This is a genomic window from Pseudomonas sp. FBCC-B545 (assembly GCF_059134095.1).
The window spans coordinates 2,513,919-2,531,012 of the sequence record NZ_CP101441.1 but is presented as its reverse complement, the minus strand read 5'-3'; the positions used below and the strand labels follow the sequence as shown (position 1 = coordinate 2,531,012).

Sequence of the window (17,094 nt, the reverse complement as noted above, 5' to 3'; positions counted from 1 at the left end):
GTCTCTCGTTTATCAAAGTTTGGTCAAGGACAGGCCGGCCCAGGTGGCGAGCAGCCCGCCGAATACGCTGATGGCCGCATAGCCAATCGCCAGCGGCACTTGCCCGCTTTCCAGCAGGCGCACGGTATCCAGTGAAAAGGATGAAAAGGTCGTCAGGCCGCCGAGGAAGCCAACCATCAATCCGGCACGCACCTCGACAGGCACCTCCGGGCGTAACAAAAACAGGCCGTATAACACGCCGATCAGCAGGCAGCCCACGATATTAACGGCGAGCGTCGCCGTATAGAAGTGTTTCGGCCAATTGGCGTTAATCCAATTGCCGGTGGCAAAGCGCAGCAGTGTACCGGCAACACCACCTGCCGAGACGGCGACAACCAAGGGAATCATGATTTTCTCCGCTGCCGGGGGCTTAAACGGTCGAGAGTGGCCAAGTGATTGAGTTTTTCACCGATCTTCAGCTCCAGGCCACGGGGCACCGGCTGATAGAACGGCTGCGGCGCCAGTTCATCGGGAAAATAGTCTTCGCCAGCTGCGTAGGCATCCGGCTCATCATGGGCGTACCGGTATTCATCGCCATAGCCCAGCTGCTTCATCAGCTTGGTCGGCGCATTGCGCAGGTGCAGCGGCACCTCGAGGGAGCCATGTTCGGCCGCCGCACGCAGGGCCGATTTGAAGCCCATGTACACCGCGTTGCTTTTCGGCGCGCAAGCCAGGTAGGTGATGGCCTGGGCCACCGCCAGCTCGCCTTCGGGGCTGCCAAGGCGCTCCTGCACCTCCCAGGCGGCCAGGCATAGGCTCAAGGCACGCGGGTCGGCGTTGCCGATGTCTTCGCTGGCCATGCGCACCACGCGGCGTGCCAGGTACAGCGGATCGCAACCGCCGTCGATCATGCGCGCAAACCAGTACAGCGCGCCGTCGGGGTTGGAGCCGCGTACGGATTTGTGCAGCGCGGAAATCTGATCGTAGAAGGCTTCGCCGCCCTTGTCGAAGCGCCGGCGCGTATCACCGAGCAGACTTTGCAGCAGGTCGACGCCAATCTCACCACCGTCTTCGGCCAGGTCGGAGGCGTTCTCCAGCAGGTTGAGAAAGCGTCGGCCATCGCCATCGGCAGCGCTCAGCAAAATCTTGAAGCCTTCCTCGCTGAGACTCAGCTGACGCTTGCCCAAGCCCTTGTCTTCGCTCAAAGCGCGCTGCAGCAACTTTCGCATCGCGGTTTCGTCGAGGCTCTTGAGCACATAGACCCGTGCCCGTGACAACAACGCGTTGTTCAATTCAAACGAAGGGTTTTCGGTTGTGGCGCCGATAAAGATCAGCGTGCCGTCCTCGACATAAGGCAGGAACGCATCCTGCTGCGACTTGTTGAAGCGATGCACTTCGTCGACGAACAGGATGGTGCGCTTGCCGTATTGCCCGGCCTGCTGCTTGGCGACCTCCACCGCCTGGCGGATTTCCTTGACCCCGGCCAGCACCGCCGAGACCGTTTCAAAGTGCGCATCCGAGACTTTCGCCAGCAGTCGCGCCAGGGTGGTCTTGCCCACACCTGGCGGGCCCCAGAAAATCATCGAGTGCAGCGCGCCCTGCTCCAGGGCTTCGCGCAAAGGCTTGCCGCGAGCGAGCAGGTGTTCCTGACCGACGTACTCATCCAGGTTGGTCGAGCGTAGGCGCGCGGCCAGGGGCTGGGCAATCGGGTCACTTCGAAACAGATCCATGGGCAGCGCTTGAAACCTCTGGGCAGTTTATTCCTGGATCACGTCGGCACCCTTGGGGATGTCGAACTTGAACTTGGAGGCAGGCACCGGCTGGTTGGCCTTGACCCCGGAAAACAGGATATCGGTGCGCTGGCCAACGCTGTCGACCAGGCGCATGTTATTGATCACGCCGTTGCCGAACGACAGGGACAGCGTGTCAAACAGCGTGTCCTTGGATTTTGGCTTGAGGGTGAACTCGATCACGTTGCTGGTCTGCTTGGAAGTGATGTCGAAACTGTCGTTGATTTTCGACACGTCACCCGAGAGCAGCAGCGCCGGGGTCTGGTTCAGGCGCGGGTCGAGCTTCTTGATGGTCGCCTGTTCCAGGTCCGGATCCCACAGGGTGACTTTCTGGCCATCGGAAACGATGGTCTGCTCGGCCTTGCCTTCGGTATGCCAGTAGAACAAACCAGGACGCTGCACCGCCATTTCACCGGCAGTTTCCTGCAGTTGGGTGCCACCGGCATCCAGGGTCAACTGCGAGAAACGCGCGGTCAAGGTCTGGGATTTGTCCAACAGGTTCTTCAGGCTGGCGACGGAAGCCGGATCAGCATGGGCCGAGACAGCGGTCAGGGCCAAGGCCGGCAACAACAGCATGCGGATAAAGCGCATGGGAGTCCTCATTGAATGGTCAGGGCGTGGCGCGTGTTGCCACGCGCCACGGGGTCAGTCGCGCATCTGCCCGGGGGCGATGATTTCACGCGAGCCGTTGGTGTTCATGGCCGTCACGACGCCGGCGTGTTCCATGGCTTCGATCATGCGGGCGGCGCGGTTGTAGCCGATTTTCAGCTTGCGTTGTACAGCAGAGATCGAGGCACGACGGCTTTCCAGCACGAAGGCCACCGCTTCGTCGTACAACGCGTCGGTTTCGGCATCATCGTCGCCACCGCCACTGCCACCGTCGAAGCCGCTGCCGGCCTCTTCGACGCCAGCGAGGATGTCATCGTTGTATTCCGGTGCACCGCGCAGTTTCCAGGCTTCGACCACGCGATGGACTTCGTCATCGGACACGAAGGCCCCGTGCACGCGGATCGGCAGGCTGGTGCCGGGCGGCATGTAGAGCATGTCACCGTGGCCCAGCAGTTGCTCGGCGCCACCCTGGTCGATGATGGTGCGCGAGTCGATCTTGCTGGACACCTGGAACGCCATGCGTGTCGGGATGTTGGCCTTGATCAGGCCGGTGATCACGTCAACCGAAGGACGCTGTGTCGCCAGGATCAAGTGAATCCCGGCGGCACGGGCCTTCTGGGCGATACGCGCGATCAGTTCTTCAACCTTCTTGCCGACGATCATCATCATGTCGGCAAATTCATCGACCACCACCACGATGGTCGGCAGCTTGGTCAGCAGCGGGGCTTCATCATGGATGCTCTCGCGCTTGTACAGCGGGTCGGTCAGCGGCGTACCGGCATCCTGGGCTTCCTTGACCTTGGCGTTGAAGCCCGACAGGTTGCGCACGCCCATCTTAGCCATCAGCTTGTAGCGGCGCTCCATCTCGGCCACGCTCCAGCGCAGAGCGTTGGCGGCGTCCTTCATGTCGGTGACCACCGGGCACAGCAGGTGCGGAATGCCTTCGTAGATCGACAGTTCCAACATTTTCGGGTCGATCATGATCAGCTTGGCATCATCGGGCCCGGACTTGAACAGGATCGACAGGATCATCGCGTTCACACCCACCGACTTACCGGAACCGGTGGTACCGGCCACCAGCAGGTGGGGCATTTTCGCCAGGTCGGTGATCACCGGCTTGCCGCCGATGTCATGGCCGAGGGCCAGGGTGACCGGTGACTTGAAGTTGTCATATTCCGGGGTCGACAGTACTTCGGAGAAACGCACGATCTGGCGGTCTTCGTTGGGAATCTCGATACCCACGGTGGTCTTGCCCGGGATCACTTCCACCACCCGCACGCTGGTCACGGCCAGGGAGCGTGCCAAATCTTTCGCCAGGTTGGAAATGCGGCTGACTTTCACCCCTGCGGCGGGCTGGATTTCGTAACGGGTAATCACCGGGCCTGGGTGGATCGAGTCCACCGAAACCTCGACACCGAACTCCTTGAGCTTGATTTCCAGCAAGTGGCCGACGGCCGCCAGGGATTCCGGGGAATAATTGAGTTGTTTCTTTTCTGCCGGGTCGAGAATCGAGATCGGCGGCAAGGTGCCTTCCACGGCGCTGTCGATGAACAACGGCGCCTGTTTCTCTTTCTGCACGCGATGGCTGGGTTCCGGCGCTTTGGGCGGTGCCGGCGCGATCACCGGCGGCACCTGCTTCTCGCGGTCCGACATGTGCTTGCTCAGGGCTTGCTCACGTTCGATCAAGCGCTCCTTGACCTTGGCCTGCTCGCGCCGGTCCGGGGTGCTTGGGGCCACCACCTCGTTGACACGGGTGTCCACCTCGCGAAGCTGCGCAACCATCTGCTTGCGCTCCACACGGGCGGCCCACCAGCGGTTGGCGGCCCCTTGGAACAGTTCGAACAGGTCAAGGGTGATCTTGCCGGTCACATCCATCACCTTGAACCATGACAGGTCGGTAAAGACCGTAAGGCCGAACAGGAACAGCGCGATGAACATTAAGGTACTGCCCTGGATATTCAGGGTCCTGCGGGCCAGGTCACCAAGGCTTTCGCCCAGGGCCCCGCCCGCGCCCGCCGGCAGGCCGGTCGGTGCATGGAAGTGAATATGGGCCAGCGCCGCGCCGGAGAGCACCAGGAACACCAGGCCGATCAGGCGCCAGGAGAACAGCCAGCCACTCCACTGCCATGGCTCATGGCGCTGGCGGAAGATCTGCCAGGTCTTGATCGCCAGCAGCAGCGGGAAAATGTAGGCGAAGTAACCCAGGATCATGAACAGGATGTCGGCACTGTAGGAACCTACGGGGCCACCGAAATTCTGCACATCATCGATCTTGCTGTTATGGCTCCAGCCCGGGTCGTCCTTGCCGTAGGTGAGCAAGGCCATCATCAGGAACAGGCACAGGGCACCGATGGCAATCAGTGCGCCTTCCTTGAGTCGATAATGCAGGTGCTGGCGCCAGGCCGGTACGACTGCTGCTTTAGGTGCTGCGGCGGATTTCTTCAAAACGGGTCTTTTCCTGCGCCTTTAGCGCGTCCATCTGTTGAATGACTACACATGACTGCTCTATCCCGAGCAGCTGAAAAATGAACGAATGTTGCTGAATCTACTTTTAACACCGGGTAATGGATAGGTGAAATGGCGATAACGCCACAATGGCCGCATTGTACGGGTTTGCGTGCGCGATGCCACACACTTGCCCTTCACCCGGCCGACTGGACAATTGCCTTGTCACAGCCTGTTCAATTTGAGCATGCATTGTCTTTGCTGACAAAGGCTTATGAGCTGTATTTAGCAATCCAGGCAAGCTTGGCAGATGGCCGGCATGCCTCAGCCCCGATTACGACCACGCCTGATGCACGGAGTTGCAGAAACACCCGCTCATGCTAATCCTGGCCGATAACCTATTCGGGCTGGCCCCCTGGCGCCGGGTCGACAATAATCAACGCTTGCGGGGCAGGCGTTGCCTGCCACTCCCCTCCCCTGCCATAAGCCTGGATGCCATGCTGACCTGGTTACAACGCGACACCCTGACTTTCCCACCCTTGGCCAAGGCCATGCGCGAACCCAATGGCCTGCTCGCCGCCGGTGGTGACCTGACGGCCGAACGCCTGATCCAAGCCTATCGCCACGGCTGCTTTCCGTGGTTCTCCGAAGGCCAGCCGATCCTCTGGTGGTCACCCGACCCGCGCACAGTGATCTTCCCCGACGAGCTGCATGTTTCACGCAGTCTCGCCAAGCTATTACGCCAACAACGCTATACAGTGACTTTCGACCAGGACTTCGCAGCAGTCATCCAGGCCTGCGCCGCGCCCCGAGCCTATGCGGATGGCACCTGGATCACCGAAGGCATCCAGAGCGCCTATCTGGCGCTGCACCAGCGTGGCTACGCCCATTCCGTCGAGGTGTGGGACCAGGGCGAACTGGTGGGTGGCCTGTATGGCCTGGCGATGGGCCAACTGTTCTTTGGCGAGTCCATGTTCAGCCGCGCCGACAACGCCTCAAAATTTGGTTTCGCCACACTCACCCGCCAATTGCAGGCCTGGGGCTTTGTGCTCATCGACTGCCAGATGCCCAACGATCACCTGCATAGCCTGGGTGCCCGCGCCATACCGCGCAGCGACTTCGCAGACTTCCTGCGTAAACATTTGGACCAGCCCAGCTCTGGGCCATGGGTTTCCTAGGCGACTTTCGCCCACCTGGCTTACACTTATTTCAAAGCTTTAACCCGAGGGTTGATCATGACCGAGCTGGCGCGCTTGAAGTTTTATGCCACTCAAGCCCACTCTTGCAGCTACCTGCCCGACGAGCAGGCCACCACGCTGTTCCTCGACCCCAGCCAGCCGATGGACGTGTATGTGTACGCCGACCTGTCCGAGATGGGGTTTCGGCGCAGCGGTGATCACCTGTACCGACCTCATTGCCAGAATTGCAATGCCTGCGTACCGGCGCGCATCCCTGTCACGCAATTTCTGCCGGATCGAAATCAGAAACGCATCCTCAAGCGCAACGCCGACCTGACGGTAACGGCCACCAAGCCGCTGTACAGTGAAGAATATTTCGATCTTTACCAGCGCTACATCGAACAACGCCACGCCGATGGCGATATGTTCCCGCCCAGCCGCGATCAATTTTCTACCTTCCTGGTACGCGACCTGCCGTTCTCGCGCTTCTACGAGTTCCGCCTCGACGGCCGCCTGCTGGCCGTAGCCGTCACCGACCTGCTGCCCAACGGCCTGTCGGCGGTGTACACCTTCTATGAACCGGCCGAAGAACGCCGCAGCCTCGGACGCTTTGCCATCCTCTGGCAAATAGGCGAGGCACTGCGCCAGGAATTGGACGCGGTATACCTCGGATACTGGATCAAGAACTGCAAAAAGATGAACTACAAGACCCAATATCGGCCCATTGAGCTGCTGATTAATCAAAGATGGGTCACGCTTAACTAGAACCCCTTGGCTTAAACACCCTTTTTCGGGCACAATGCACGCCGCTTTTGCCTGGCGCAGTTGCACCGGGCCATTCACTGGATACCGAGGGCTTTACTGCATGTCGAAAGAAGACAGCTTCGAAATGGAAGGCACTGTCGTCGACACCCTGCCCAACACCATGTTTCGTGTGGAGTTGGAAAATGGGCACGTCGTAACCGCGCATATCTCCGGCAAGATGCGCAAGAACTACATTCGTATTCTTACCGGTGACAAAGTGCGCGTCGAGCTGACGCCCTATGACTTGAGCAAAGGGCGCATCACTTACCGCGCTCGTTAAGCAAGTCAATACAAGACGCCCGGTTATGCCGGGCGTTTTTGTGTGTGCGGGATTTACCAAGCAATGAGGAACCTTGTGGGAGGGGGCTTGCTCCCGATAGCGGTGTGTCAGGCAACTAATCTGTTGCTGAGCCACCGCCATCGGGGGGCAAGCCCCCTCCCACAGTGGATCTCCACTGTTCTGGGAATTGCATTTCAAGTCAGCAAAAAGGCGCCTTTCGGCGCCTTTTTTTGTTGCTGCAGAACGATCAGGCCATTTCCGCCGTGGTCTCGAAATCGAAGGTCAGCTCGCCGTCCTTCAGGTCGATATGCACCACGCCGCCATGGTCGGAGAGTTCGCCGAACAGGATCTCTTCGGCCAACGGCCGCTTGATCTTGTCCTGGATCAGACGCGCCATCGGGCGAGCGCCCATTGCCGCGTCGTAGCCGCCCTCTGCGATCCAGCTGCGCGCCGCTTCCGTCACATCCAGCTGCACGCGCTTGTCTTCCAGTTGCGCTTGAAGCTCGGTGAGGAACTTGTCCACCACGCTTTTGATGACCTCATGGCTGAGGCGACCAAACTGGATAATGGTGTCCAGACGGTTGCGGAACTCCGGCGTGAAGCTCTTCTTGATCACTTCCATGGCATCGGAGGAGTGATCCTGATGCGTGAAGCCAATAGAGGCCCGCGCAGCGGTTTCAGCACCGGCGTTGGTGGTCATGATCACGATTACGTTGCGGAAGTCCGCCTTGCGCCCGTTGTTGTCAGTCAGGGTTCCGTGGTCCATGACCTGCAGCAGCAGGTTGAAGACTTCCGGGTGAGCCTTCTCGATTTCATCGAGCAACAGTACGCAATGCGGCTGCTTGGTGATCGCCTCGGTCAACAGGCCGCCCTGGTCGAAGCCGACATAGCCCGGAGGCGCACCGATCAGGCGCGACACGGTGTGGCGCTCCATATACTCGGACATGTCGAAACGCACCAGCTCGATCCCCATGGCCTTGGCCAATTGCCGCGCCGCTTCGGTCTTGCCGACCCCGGTAGGGCCTGCGAACAGGAACGACCCGACCGGCTTGTCCGGCGACTTGAGGCCCGCACGGGACAACTTGATCGCGGTGGACAGCGAATCGATCGCCGCATCCTGACCAAACACGGTGAGCTTGAGGTCGCGCTCCAGGTTACGCAGCAGCTCCTTGTCGGAACTGGTGACGTGTTTTGGCGGAATCCGCGCGATCTTCGCCACGATATCCTCGACCTGAGGCACGTCAATGCGCTTCACACGCTTCTCGACCGGTTGCAGGCGCTGATAGGCCCCGGCCTCGTCGATCACGTCGATGGCCTTGTCCGGCATGTGCCGGTCATTGATGTAGCGCGACGCCAGCTCAGCCGCGGCACGCAGGGCCTCATCGGTGTATTCGATGCCATGGTGCGCCTCGAAGCGCCCCTTGAGCCCGCGCAGGATGCCGATGGTGTCTTCAACCGAAGGCTCGGACACGTCGACTTTCTGGAAACGACGCGCCAGGGCACGGTCTTTCTCGAAGATGCCACGGAATTCCTGGAACGTGGTCGAACCGATGCAGCGGATATCGCCCGACGACAGCAACGGTTTGAGCAGGTTGGAGGCGTCCATTACCCCTCCGGATGCTGCACCAGCGCCGATAATGGTGTGGATCTCGTCGATAAACAGGATCGCCTGCGGGCGTTTTTTCAGCTCGCCGAGCAGCGCCTTGAAGCGCTTCTCGAAATCGCCCCGGTACTTGGTCCCGGCGAGCAAGGCGCCCAGGTCAAGGGAGTAGACAACGCTGTTGGCCAACAGGTCTGGGACCTGATTGTCGACAATGCGCTTGGCCAGGCCTTCGGCGATCGCGGTTTTACCCACGCCCGCCTCCCCAACCAGCAACGGATTGTTCTTGCGCCGACGAGCAAGGATCTGCGCCACACGCTCAACCTCAAGCTCACGCCCCACCAGCGGATCGATCCGCCCCTGGCGCGCCAATTCGTTGAGATTGCTGGCGTAGGCATCCAGTGGATTGCCCGAAGAAGAAGACTCACCGCCCTCGTCATCCTGCATTTCCTGCTCACCCTCGGAATGATCGCCGTGCCCAGGCACTTTGGAGATACCGTGGGCGATGTAATTGACTACATCAATACGGGCAACGCTCTGCTGCTTGAGCAGGAACACGGCCTGGCTTTCCTGTTCGCTGAAAATTGCCACAAGCACGTTCGCGCCCGTGACCTCACGCTTACCGGAGCTCTGAACGTGGAAAACAGCACGCTGCAATACCCGCTGGAAGCCCAGGGTTGGCTGGGTTTCACGGTCCTCGTCATGCACGGGGATCAGTGGCGTGGTGGAGTCGATGAACTCCTGCAGGTCATGCTTGAGCTTGTCGAGGTTGGCGCCGCACGCACGCAGAACGGTGGCGGCAGCTTCGTTATCCAAAAGTGCCAGCAGCAGGTGTTCGACGGTCATGAATTCATGACGCTTCGAACGAGCCTCCTTGAAGGCAAGATTAAGGGTGACTTCGAGCTCGCGGTTTAACATAGCTTCACCTCATACCCAAGTGGTCGGCGTTAACCGTCCTTCTCGATTTCACAGAGTAGCGGATGCTGGCTTTCCCTGGCGTACTGGTTGACCTGCATGGCCTTTGTCTCGGCGATGTCGCGGGTAAACACTCCACATACTGCCCGTCCTTCTGTGTGAACGGCCAGCATTACCTTGGTCGCCAACTCGCGGTTCAGGTTAAAAAACACCTCGAGCACTTCGACGACGAAATCCATCGGTGTGTAGTCATCATTGAACAAAACCACCTTGTACATCGGCGGCGCCTGTAAAGCAGGCTTGGCCTCCTGGACAGCAATGCCTGCAGAACCGTCGTCATCATGTTCCTGATCCGGGCGATCCTGATTGAATGTTAGTCGAATCTGGCTGTTTGCATGCATGGAAAGAAAGGTTCGTCAGTGGTTCAATTACAGTGGTGGGGGCGACCTGTCAGAATTTCAACTCTGACCGGCTGGTCGCCTTGACTATCGGCGAATCGGTGTTACAACCAATAGAACCCACAGTGGGTAAAAAAGGTCCGCGCAGTCAACCTTATTTATTCGGGTTAGGACGGATAGACAGGATGATACTCCAGTGATGGAGTCTGGTGCAGAGGGATATGGGAATGGCTAGCGGTAAGGTCAAGTGGTTCAACAATGCCAAGGGTTACGGCTTCATTATCGAGGACGGCAAGGATGAAGACCTTTTTGCGCATTACTCGACGATCAAGATGGATGGGTACAAGACACTTAAAGCGGGCCAGCCTGTCTGCTTTGAAATTATTCAAGGCCCCAAGGGCATGCACGCTGTGAATATCAGTACGCCCAACGACCCTAAAGACACTGCAAAAACGGAAGCGCCCGCTCAAAAAATCAAAAAAGCGACTGGCCTGATCAGCCACTGAGCAAAGCCTTGAATGCCAAACCGGCCATTCTGAGTCATCAGAACGGCCGGTTGTTTTGCCTGCTTACATGTGCTTGATCAACGCATCGCCAAACCCAGACGACGACACCAGCGTGGCGCCCTCCATCAGGCGCTCGAAGTCATAGGTCACGGTCTTGGCCGAAATCGCACCATTGGTGCCCTTGATAATCAGGTCAGCCGCCTCGGTCCAGCCCATATGGCGCAGCATCATTTCTGCCGACAAGATCAATGAGCCCGGGTTGACCTGGTCCTTGCCCGCATATTTGGGCGCCGTACCGTGGGTCGCTTCGAACATCGCCACGGTGTCGGACAGGTTGGCCCCCGGCGCGATGCCGATACCGCCCACTTCCGCCGCCAAGGCGTCAGACAGGTAGTCGCCGTTCAGGTTAAGCGTCGCGATGACGTCATATTCAGCTGGACGCAGCAGGATCTGCTGGAGCATGGCGTCGGCGATGGCATCCTTGACCACCACATTCTTGCCGGTCCTGGGGTTCTTGAACTGCATCCACGGGCCGCCGTCCAGCAGGGTCGCACCGAACTCTTCAGCCGCCACTTCGTAGGCCCATTCCTTGAAGGCACCTTCGGTGAACTTCATGATGTTGCCTTTGTGCACAATGGTCAGCGAGTCACGGTCGTTATCCACCACATATTGCAGGGCCTTGCGCGCCAGGCGCTTGGTGCCTTCTTTCGACACCGGCTTGACGCCGATCCCGCAATCCTGGTCGAAACGAATCTTGGTAACCCCCATTTCCTCCTTGAGAAACTTGATTACCTTGATCGCTTCCGGCGAACCCGCCTTCCACTCGATGCCGGCGTAAATATCCTCGGAGTTCTCGCGGAAGATGGTCATGTCCACGTCGCCAGGTTTCTTGACCGGGCTGGGCACGCCTTCGAACCAGCGCACCGGGCGCAGGCACACATACAGGTCGAGCTGCTGACGCAGCGCCACGTTCAGCGAGCGAATACCACCACCGACCGGTGTGGTCAGCGGTCCCTTGATGGACACCACGTAATCCTTGACCGCATCCAGGGTTTCCTGGGGCAGCCAGGTATCCTGGTCGTAGACCTGTGTAGCCTTTTCGCCGGCGTAAACCTCCATCCACGAGATCTTGCGCTTGCCGCCGTAAGCCTTTTCAACAGCTGCGTCGACCACCTTGATCATCACCGGGCTGATGTCGACACCGATACCGTCACCTTCGATGTAGGGAATGATCGGTTGGTCAGGAACATTGAGAGAATGGTCTGCATTGACGGTGATTTTGTCGCCGACTGCCGGAACCTGAATCTTCTTGTATCCCATGCTGAACTCCATCTATGGATTGAACATCTGGCTGCGTTCGAGCCTACTCCAGATAAATGGCGACTGAAACCTCGCGCCATGCTCATTTGCATCGAAAACAGCATAATTTGTCGCCTACAAGCCTGAAATCAAAGGGAAAAGTGCCAATCCTGAGCACAACGTGCGACTTTAGGCGTAACCCGGCACCTGCGACCTTTAGACCAATGGGCGACCCGCCTTTTGTATGAAGGCTCGGCGTAAGCATAGCGACCTATGTATAATGCCGCCGCTGACCAAAGAGTCACGACGGCGGACCGCTCTAGAACATGGCCCTCCGCTGCAAAGCAGGACTAATACAATAGTCCACCCGCTTGACGCTCGACTGATGCAACCCAACATCACCGCGAAGAAACCTCGACCTTTCGCTCATGGATGACTTGAACGAACGCGCTCCACCCGGCGCATCTCGAGTTTCTGCGCACGCTTTCAGCAAAGAAGAGAGTTAATCCGAATATGCCCACCCGCTCGAAGATCATCTACACCTTCACCGACGAAGCCCCAGCCCTCGCCACCTATTCACTGCTGCCTATCGTAGAGGCCTTCACCGCTTCCGCTGATATTGCCGTGGAAACCCGCGACATTTCCCTCGCAGGGCGCATCCTCGCAAGCTTCCCCGAGCAACTGGGCGACAAGGCTATCCCGGACCACCTCGCCGAACTGGGCGACCTGGCCGTTACACCTGAAGCCAACATCATCAAGCTGCCGAACATCAGTGCCTCGACCCCGCAGCTGCAAGCCGCGATCAAGGAACTGCAGGCCCAGGGCTATGCCCTGCCGGACTACCCTGAAACCGTAACCACCGACGCGGAAAAAGAAACCCGTGCACGTTACGACAAGGTCAAGGGCAGCGCCGTGAACCCGATCCTGCGCGAAGGCAACTCCGACCGCCGCGCACCACTGTCGGTCAAGAACTATGCACGCAAGCACCCGCACAAGATGGGCGCCTGGGCTGCCGACTCCAAGTCGCATATCGCCCACATGAGCAATGGCGACTTCTACGGCAGCGAAAAAGCCGTGCAGATCGAAGCCGCTGATGCTGTCAAAATTGCGCTGGTTGCCCAGGACGGCACCACCACCGTGCTGAAGGAAAAGACCAGCGTCCAGGCCGGCGAAATCATCGACACCGCCGTGCTGAGCAAAAAAGCCCTGCGCAGCTTCATCGCCGCTGAAATCGAAGACGCCAAGAAACAAGGCGTGCTGCTGTCGGTTCACCTCAAAGCCACCATGATGAAGGTCTCCGACCCGATCATGTTCGGCCAGATCGTTGCCGAGTTCTACAAAGACGCCCTGAGCAAGCACGCTGCGGTGCTGGAGCAGATCGGCTTCAACCTGAACAACGGCATCGGCGACCTGTACGCCCGCATCAAGGCGCTGCCGGCCGACCAGCAAGCGCAGATCGAAGCTGACATCCAGGCGGTGTACGCCGCTCGCCCTGCCCTGGCGATGGTCAACTCCGACAAAGGCATCACCAACCTGCACGTGCCGAGCGACGTCATCGTCGACGCCTCGATGCCCGCCATGATCCGTGACTCCGGCAAGATGTGGGGCACTGACGGCCAGCTGCACGATACCAAGGCGGTGATCCCGGATCGCTGCTACGCCACCATCTACCAGGCGGTCATCGAAGACTGCAAGGCCAATGGCGCCTTCGACCCGACCACCATGGGCAGCGTGCCAAACGTTGGCCTGATGGCCAAGAAAGCCGAAGAGTACGGTTCCCACGACAAGACCTTCCAGATCAAGGCCGACGGCGTCGTCCGCGTCACCGACAGCCAGGGCAACCTGCTGATGGAACAGAAAGTCGAAGCCGGCGACATCTTCCGCATGTGCCAGACCAAGGACGCGCCGATCCAGGACTGGGTCAAGCTCGCCGTCAACCGTGCCCGCGCCAGCAACACCCCGGCCATCTTCTGGCTGGACCCTCAGCGCGCCCACGACGGCGTGGTGGTCGAGAAAGTCCAGGCGTACCTGAAAGATCACAACACCGAAGGCCTGGACATCCGCATCATGGCCCCGGTCGACGCGATGAGGTTCACCCTGGAGCGCACCCGCAAGGGCCTGGACACCATCTCGGTGACCGGTAACGTACTGCGCGACTATCTGACCGACCTGTTCCCGATCATGGAACTGGGCACCAGCGCCAAGATGCTGTCGATCGTGCCGCTGATGAACGGCGGCGGCCTGTTCGAAACCGGCGCTGGCGGTTCGGCGCCGAAGCACGTGCAGCAACTGCTGGAAGAAAACTTCCTGCGCTGGGATTCCCTGGGCGAGTTCCTGGCCCTGGCCGCATCCCTTGAGCACCTGGGTGTGACCTACAACAACCCCAAAGCGCTGGTACTGTCCAAGACCCTGGACCAGGCCACCGGCCAGTTCCTCGACAACAACAAGTCGCCATCGCGCAAAGTCGGCAACATCGACAACCGCGGCAGCCACTTCTACCTCGCGCTGTACTGGGCACAAGCCCTGGCCGCCCAGACCGAAGACACTGCACTGCAAGCGCAGTTCGGCGAACTGGCCCAGACCCTGGCCGCGAACGAGGCAACCATCGTTGCCGAGCTCAACGCCGTACAGGGCAAGCCCGTGGACATCGGCGGCTATTACGCGCCGAACCCGGAGCTGACCAGCAAGGCCATGCGCCCAAGCAACACCTTGAATGCGGCGATTGCCAAGTTGAAGTAAGGTTGTAAAGCTGCAAAGAAGCCCCGGCCCAGTGCCGGGGTTTCTGTTTCTACCATTCAACTGTAGAAACCGGATAAAAATGTGGGAGGGGGCTTGCTCCCGATGGCAGTGGGTCAGCCCCAGATGTATTTACTGACCCTCTCTCATCGGGGGCAAGCCCCCTCCCATACTGACTGTAATCCTGCTGTAAGACGCACTGCGTCCTGAATCGAGGCATCCCATGACCTGGCTCCCCCACATCACCGTCGCCACCATCGTCGAAGACAACGGCCGTTTCCTGATGGTCGATGAACTCAAGGGCGGCCGCGCCGTGCTCAATCAGCCCGCCGGCCACCTGGACCCGAACGAAACCCTGACCGAAGCCGCCGTGCGCGAGACCCTCGAGGAAACCGGCTGGGATGTCGAAGCCACCGGCATCGTCGGCATCTACCTCTACACTGCCCCCAGCAACGGCGTGACCTATCAACGGGTCTGCTTTATCGCCAAAGCGCTGAAACACCACCCAGGCTATAAACTCGACGACGGCATCCTCCGCGCCCGCTGGATGACCCGTGACGAGCTGATGGCCATGCGCGATGACTGGCGCAGCGAGCTGATCATCCGCTGCATCGATGATTATCTGGCAGGCCACAGCCACAGTCTCGAATTGATCCGCCCTTCTCTTTAGCCTTAGCGGCCCGGGCCTGATAGAATCGCGTCCTTTTTCAAGACACCCGTTGAAACCCTATGCGTGATCCAGCCCCTTCTGACACACAAAAGAAGCGCGTCATCGTCGGCATGTCCGGCGGCGTGGATTCTTCCGTTTCCGCCGTTCTGCTCATGGAGCAGGGTTATGAGGTGGAAGGCCTGTTCATGAAGAACTGGGAAGAAGACGATGGAACGGAATATTGCACCGCCATGGACGACCTGGCGGACGCCCAGGCCGTGTGCGACAAGATCGGTATCAAGCTGCACACCGCCAACTTCGCAGCGGAGTATTGGGACAACGTGTTCGAACACTTCCTGGCCGAATACAAGGCCGGGCGCACACCGAACCCGGACATCCTGTGCAACCGCGAGATCAAGTTCAAGGCGTTCCTTGACTACGCGATGATGCTCGGCGCCGACCTGATTGCCACTGGCCACTACGTGCGCCGTCGCGATATCGATGGCCGCACCGAACTGCTCAAGGGCCTGGACCCGAACAAGGACCAGAGCTACTTCCTGCACGCCGTCGGCGGTGAACAGATCGCCAAGACCCTGTTCCCGGTGGGCGAACTGGAAAAGCCCGAAGTACGCAAGATTGCCGAGAAACACGGCCTGGCCACCGCCAAGAAGAAAGATTCCACCGGTATCTGCTTTATCGGCGAGCGCCGCTTCAGCGACTTCCTCAAGCAGTACCTGCCGGCGCAGCCGGGTGAAATCAAGACCACCGAAGGTGAAGTGATCGGCCGCCACCACGGCCTGATGTACCACACCATCGGCCAGCGCCAGGGCCTGGGCATCGGCGGCCTGAAAGACGCCGGCGAAGAGCCGTGGTACGTGCTGGTCAAGGACCTGGAAAACAATGTGCTGATCGTCGGCCAGGGCAACGAGCACCCACTGCTGTTCTCCGGCGCCCTGCTCGCTTCCGAGATCTATTGGGTCAACCCGATCGACTTGAGCACGCCGCGCCGCCTGACCGCCAAGGTACGCTATCGCCAGAGCGACCAGCCCTGCACCCTGGAAAAAACCGCCACGGGCTACCGCGCCACCTTCGATGACCCGCAACGCGCGGTCACCCCAGGCCAATCCGTGGTGTTCTATGACGGCGAAATCTGCCTGGGCGGCGGCGTGATCGAAGTCGCGCAAGCCTGGAGCAGCCCGGCATGAGCCCGACCCAGGAGCAATTGACCGCACTCGGCGGGGTCTTTCTCGCCGCCGTGCTGGTGGACAAGATCGCCAAGACCGGCCAGGTCACCGAAGCCGGCCTGGCCTGCATGCTCGGCAGCCTGCTGATCCGCGACCCCAAGGACACCCTGGAGGTCTACGGCGGTGACGACCTGGCGTTGCGCGAAGGTTATCGCGCACTGATCGGCGCCCTCGAACGCGACCCCAGTACCTTGCAGCGCGAGCCATTGCGCTATGCCTTGTCGATGCTCGGTCTTGAGCGCCAACTGGCCAAGCGTGACGACATGCTCGAAGCCATCGGCAAGCGCCTGCCGCAAATCCAGTCCCAGGTGGAACACTTCGGCCCGGCCCACGAAAACGTGATCGCTGCCTGTGGCGCGTTGTACCAGGACACCTTAAGCACCTTGCGCCAACGTATTCAGGTGCACGGCGACATGCGCAACCTGCAACAACCCAACAATGCCTCGAAAATCCGCGCACTGCTCCTGGCGGGTATTCGCTCGGCGCGGTTGTGGCGGCAGTTGGGCGGTCATCGCTGGCAGTTGGTGATCAGCCGGCGCAAATTGCTCAAAGAGCTTTACCCGTTGATGCGCAACGAATAAGTCGCAGCGACAGGCCCTTTTCAAGCCGTTACGCGTAATACGCCGGTCAGTTGGCAACGGACCGGCGGATTTTTTCATGTA

The 17,094-nt window shown here is 59.6% G+C and carries 15 protein-coding genes; 8 read left to right on the top strand and 7 right to left on the bottom strand.

Going from position 1 to position 17,094, the window contains the following annotated elements:
- Nucleotides 1-12: 12 nt before the first annotated feature.
- Genes crcB through ftsK form a run of 4 tightly spaced genes read right to left on the bottom strand, consistent with a single transcriptional unit; the run spans nt 13 to nt 4,823 of the window.
- Nucleotides 13-387 carry a fluoride efflux transporter CrcB gene (gene crcB, locus NMB39_RS11750; protein ID WP_057024327.1) on the bottom strand — a complete coding sequence of 125 codons (375 nt, stop codon included), beginning with the start codon at nt 385-387 and terminating at the stop codon, nt 13-15.
- Complete coding sequence (locus NMB39_RS11745; protein WP_198720283.1) at nt 384-1,709, bottom strand: replication-associated recombination protein A; 1,326 nt, start codon at nt 1,707-1,709, stop codon at nt 384-386. The genes crcB and NMB39_RS11745 overlap by 4 nt, the downstream gene beginning before the upstream one ends.
- 27 nt (nt 1,710-1,736) lie before the next feature.
- Nucleotides 1,737-2,360, bottom strand: a complete 624-nt coding sequence (gene lolA, locus NMB39_RS11740; protein WP_003174700.1) for an outer membrane lipoprotein periplasmic chaperone LolA — start codon at nt 2,358-2,360, stop codon at nt 1,737-1,739.
- A gap of 54 nt (nt 2,361-2,414) precedes the next feature.
- Entirely contained in the window at nt 2,415-4,823 is a 2,409-nt protein-coding gene (ftsK, locus tag NMB39_RS11735; protein ID WP_034120236.1) for a DNA translocase FtsK, read from the bottom strand.
- A gap of 497 nt (nt 4,824-5,320) precedes the next feature.
- On the opposite strand from ftsK, the gene aat reads away from it, so the two are divergent.
- The 3 genes from aat (at nt 5,321) to infA (ending at nt 7,085) form a co-directional block, all read left to right on the top strand.
- Complete coding sequence (aat, locus tag NMB39_RS11730) at nt 5,321-6,001, top strand: leucyl/phenylalanyl-tRNA--protein transferase (RefSeq protein ID WP_198720282.1); 681 nt, start codon at nt 5,321-5,323, stop codon at nt 5,999-6,001.
- Nucleotides 6,002-6,058: 57 nt separating this feature from the next.
- A complete protein-coding gene (locus NMB39_RS11725; protein WP_494339205.1) occupies nt 6,059-6,766 on the top strand; it encodes an arginyltransferase in 708 nt (235 codons plus the stop codon).
- 100 nt (nt 6,767-6,866) lie between these two features.
- The gene (gene infA, locus NMB39_RS11720; RefSeq protein WP_002553999.1) at nt 6,867-7,085 is read left to right on the top strand and encodes a translation initiation factor IF-1; all 219 of its coding nucleotides are present in this window, start codon (nt 6,867-6,869) and stop codon (nt 7,083-7,085) included.
- 247 nt (nt 7,086-7,332) lie between these two features.
- Here infA and clpA read toward each other — a convergent pair whose 3' ends face one another.
- Nucleotides 7,333-9,603 (bottom strand): ATP-dependent Clp protease ATP-binding subunit ClpA, encoded by a 2,271-nt coding sequence (clpA, locus tag NMB39_RS11715; protein WP_057024324.1) that lies wholly within the window; start codon nt 9,601-9,603, stop codon nt 7,333-7,335.
- Nucleotides 9,604-9,632: 29 nt separating this feature from the next.
- Nucleotides 9,633-10,001, bottom strand: coding sequence for an ATP-dependent Clp protease adapter ClpS (gene clpS, locus NMB39_RS11710; RefSeq protein ID WP_005789091.1), 369 nt, complete (start codon nt 9,999-10,001; stop codon nt 9,633-9,635).
- A gap of 224 nt (nt 10,002-10,225) precedes the next feature.
- Here clpS and cspD point away from each other — a divergent pair, with 224 nt between their 5' ends.
- Nucleotides 10,226-10,504 carry a cold shock domain-containing protein CspD gene (gene cspD, locus NMB39_RS11705; RefSeq protein WP_057024323.1) on the top strand — a complete coding sequence of 93 codons (279 nt, stop codon included), beginning with the start codon at nt 10,226-10,228 and terminating at the stop codon, nt 10,502-10,504.
- A 63-nt stretch (nt 10,505-10,567) separates the two neighbouring features.
- Here cspD and icd read toward each other — a convergent pair whose 3' ends face one another.
- Nucleotides 10,568-11,824 carry an NADP-dependent isocitrate dehydrogenase gene (gene icd, locus NMB39_RS11700; RefSeq protein ID WP_057014646.1) on the bottom strand — a complete coding sequence of 419 codons (1,257 nt, stop codon included), beginning with the start codon at nt 11,822-11,824 and terminating at the stop codon, nt 10,568-10,570.
- Nucleotides 11,825-12,316: 492 nt separating this feature from the next.
- Here icd and NMB39_RS11695 point away from each other — a divergent pair, with 492 nt between their 5' ends.
- The 4 genes from NMB39_RS11695 (at nt 12,317) to hflD (ending at nt 17,013) form a co-directional block, all read left to right on the top strand.
- Nucleotides 12,317-14,542 (top strand): NADP-dependent isocitrate dehydrogenase, encoded by a 2,226-nt coding sequence (locus NMB39_RS11695; RefSeq protein WP_494339206.1) that lies wholly within the window; start codon nt 12,317-12,319, stop codon nt 14,540-14,542.
- A gap of 220 nt (nt 14,543-14,762) precedes the next feature.
- On the top strand, nt 14,763-15,209 hold the full coding sequence (locus NMB39_RS11690) for an NUDIX hydrolase (RefSeq protein WP_494339207.1): 447 nt from the start codon (nt 14,763-14,765) through the stop codon (nt 15,207-15,209).
- 59 nt (nt 15,210-15,268) lie between these two features.
- Nucleotides 15,269-16,393 (top strand): tRNA 2-thiouridine(34) synthase MnmA, encoded by a 1,125-nt coding sequence (gene mnmA, locus NMB39_RS11685; RefSeq protein ID WP_046068636.1) that lies wholly within the window; start codon nt 15,269-15,271, stop codon nt 16,391-16,393.
- Nucleotides 16,390-17,013 carry a high frequency lysogenization protein HflD gene (hflD, locus tag NMB39_RS11680; RefSeq protein ID WP_494339208.1) on the top strand — a complete coding sequence of 208 codons (624 nt, stop codon included), beginning with the start codon at nt 16,390-16,392 and terminating at the stop codon, nt 17,011-17,013. Before mnmA ends, hflD begins: the two co-directional genes overlap by 4 nt.
- Nucleotides 17,014-17,094 lie beyond the last annotated feature (81 nt).

What these genes read in the sequence shown, in the direction of transcription:
- infA (WP_002553999.1), top strand. Translation starts at nt 6,867, where the DNA reads ATGTCGAAAGAAGACAGCTTCGAAATGGAAGGCACTGTCGTCGACACC.
- NMB39_RS11690 (WP_494339207.1), top strand. Translation starts at nt 14,763, where the DNA reads ATGACCTGGCTCCCCCACATCACCGTCGCCACCATCGTCGAAGACAAC.
- mnmA (WP_046068636.1), top strand. Translation starts at nt 15,269, where the DNA reads ATGCGTGATCCAGCCCCTTCTGACACACAAAAGAAGCGCGTCATCGTC.
- icd (WP_057014646.1), bottom strand. Translation starts at nt 11,824, where the DNA reads ATGGGATACAAGAAGATTCAGGTTCCGGCAGTCGGCGACAAAATCACC.
- clpA (WP_057024324.1), bottom strand. Translation starts at nt 9,603, where the DNA reads ATGTTAAACCGCGAGCTCGAAGTCACCCTTAATCTTGCCTTCAAGGAG.
- cspD (WP_057024323.1), top strand. Translation starts at nt 10,226, where the DNA reads ATGGCTAGCGGTAAGGTCAAGTGGTTCAACAATGCCAAGGGTTACGGC.
- clpS (WP_005789091.1), bottom strand. Translation starts at nt 10,001, where the DNA reads ATGCATGCAAACAGCCAGATTCGACTAACATTCAATCAGGATCGCCCG.
- aat (WP_198720282.1), top strand. Translation starts at nt 5,321, where the DNA reads ATGCTGACCTGGTTACAACGCGACACCCTGACTTTCCCACCCTTGGCC.
- NMB39_RS11695 (WP_494339206.1), top strand. Translation starts at nt 12,317, where the DNA reads ATGCCCACCCGCTCGAAGATCATCTACACCTTCACCGACGAAGCCCCA.
- lolA (WP_003174700.1), bottom strand. Translation starts at nt 2,360, where the DNA reads ATGCGCTTTATCCGCATGCTGTTGTTGCCGGCCTTGGCCCTGACCGCT.
- crcB (WP_057024327.1), bottom strand. Translation starts at nt 387, where the DNA reads ATGATTCCCTTGGTTGTCGCCGTCTCGGCAGGTGGTGTTGCCGGTACA.
- NMB39_RS11725 (WP_494339205.1), top strand. Translation starts at nt 6,059, where the DNA reads ATGACCGAGCTGGCGCGCTTGAAGTTTTATGCCACTCAAGCCCACTCT.
- NMB39_RS11745 (WP_198720283.1), bottom strand. Translation starts at nt 1,709, where the DNA reads ATGGATCTGTTTCGAAGTGACCCGATTGCCCAGCCCCTGGCCGCGCGC.
- hflD (WP_494339208.1), top strand. Translation starts at nt 16,390, where the DNA reads ATGAGCCCGACCCAGGAGCAATTGACCGCACTCGGCGGGGTCTTTCTC.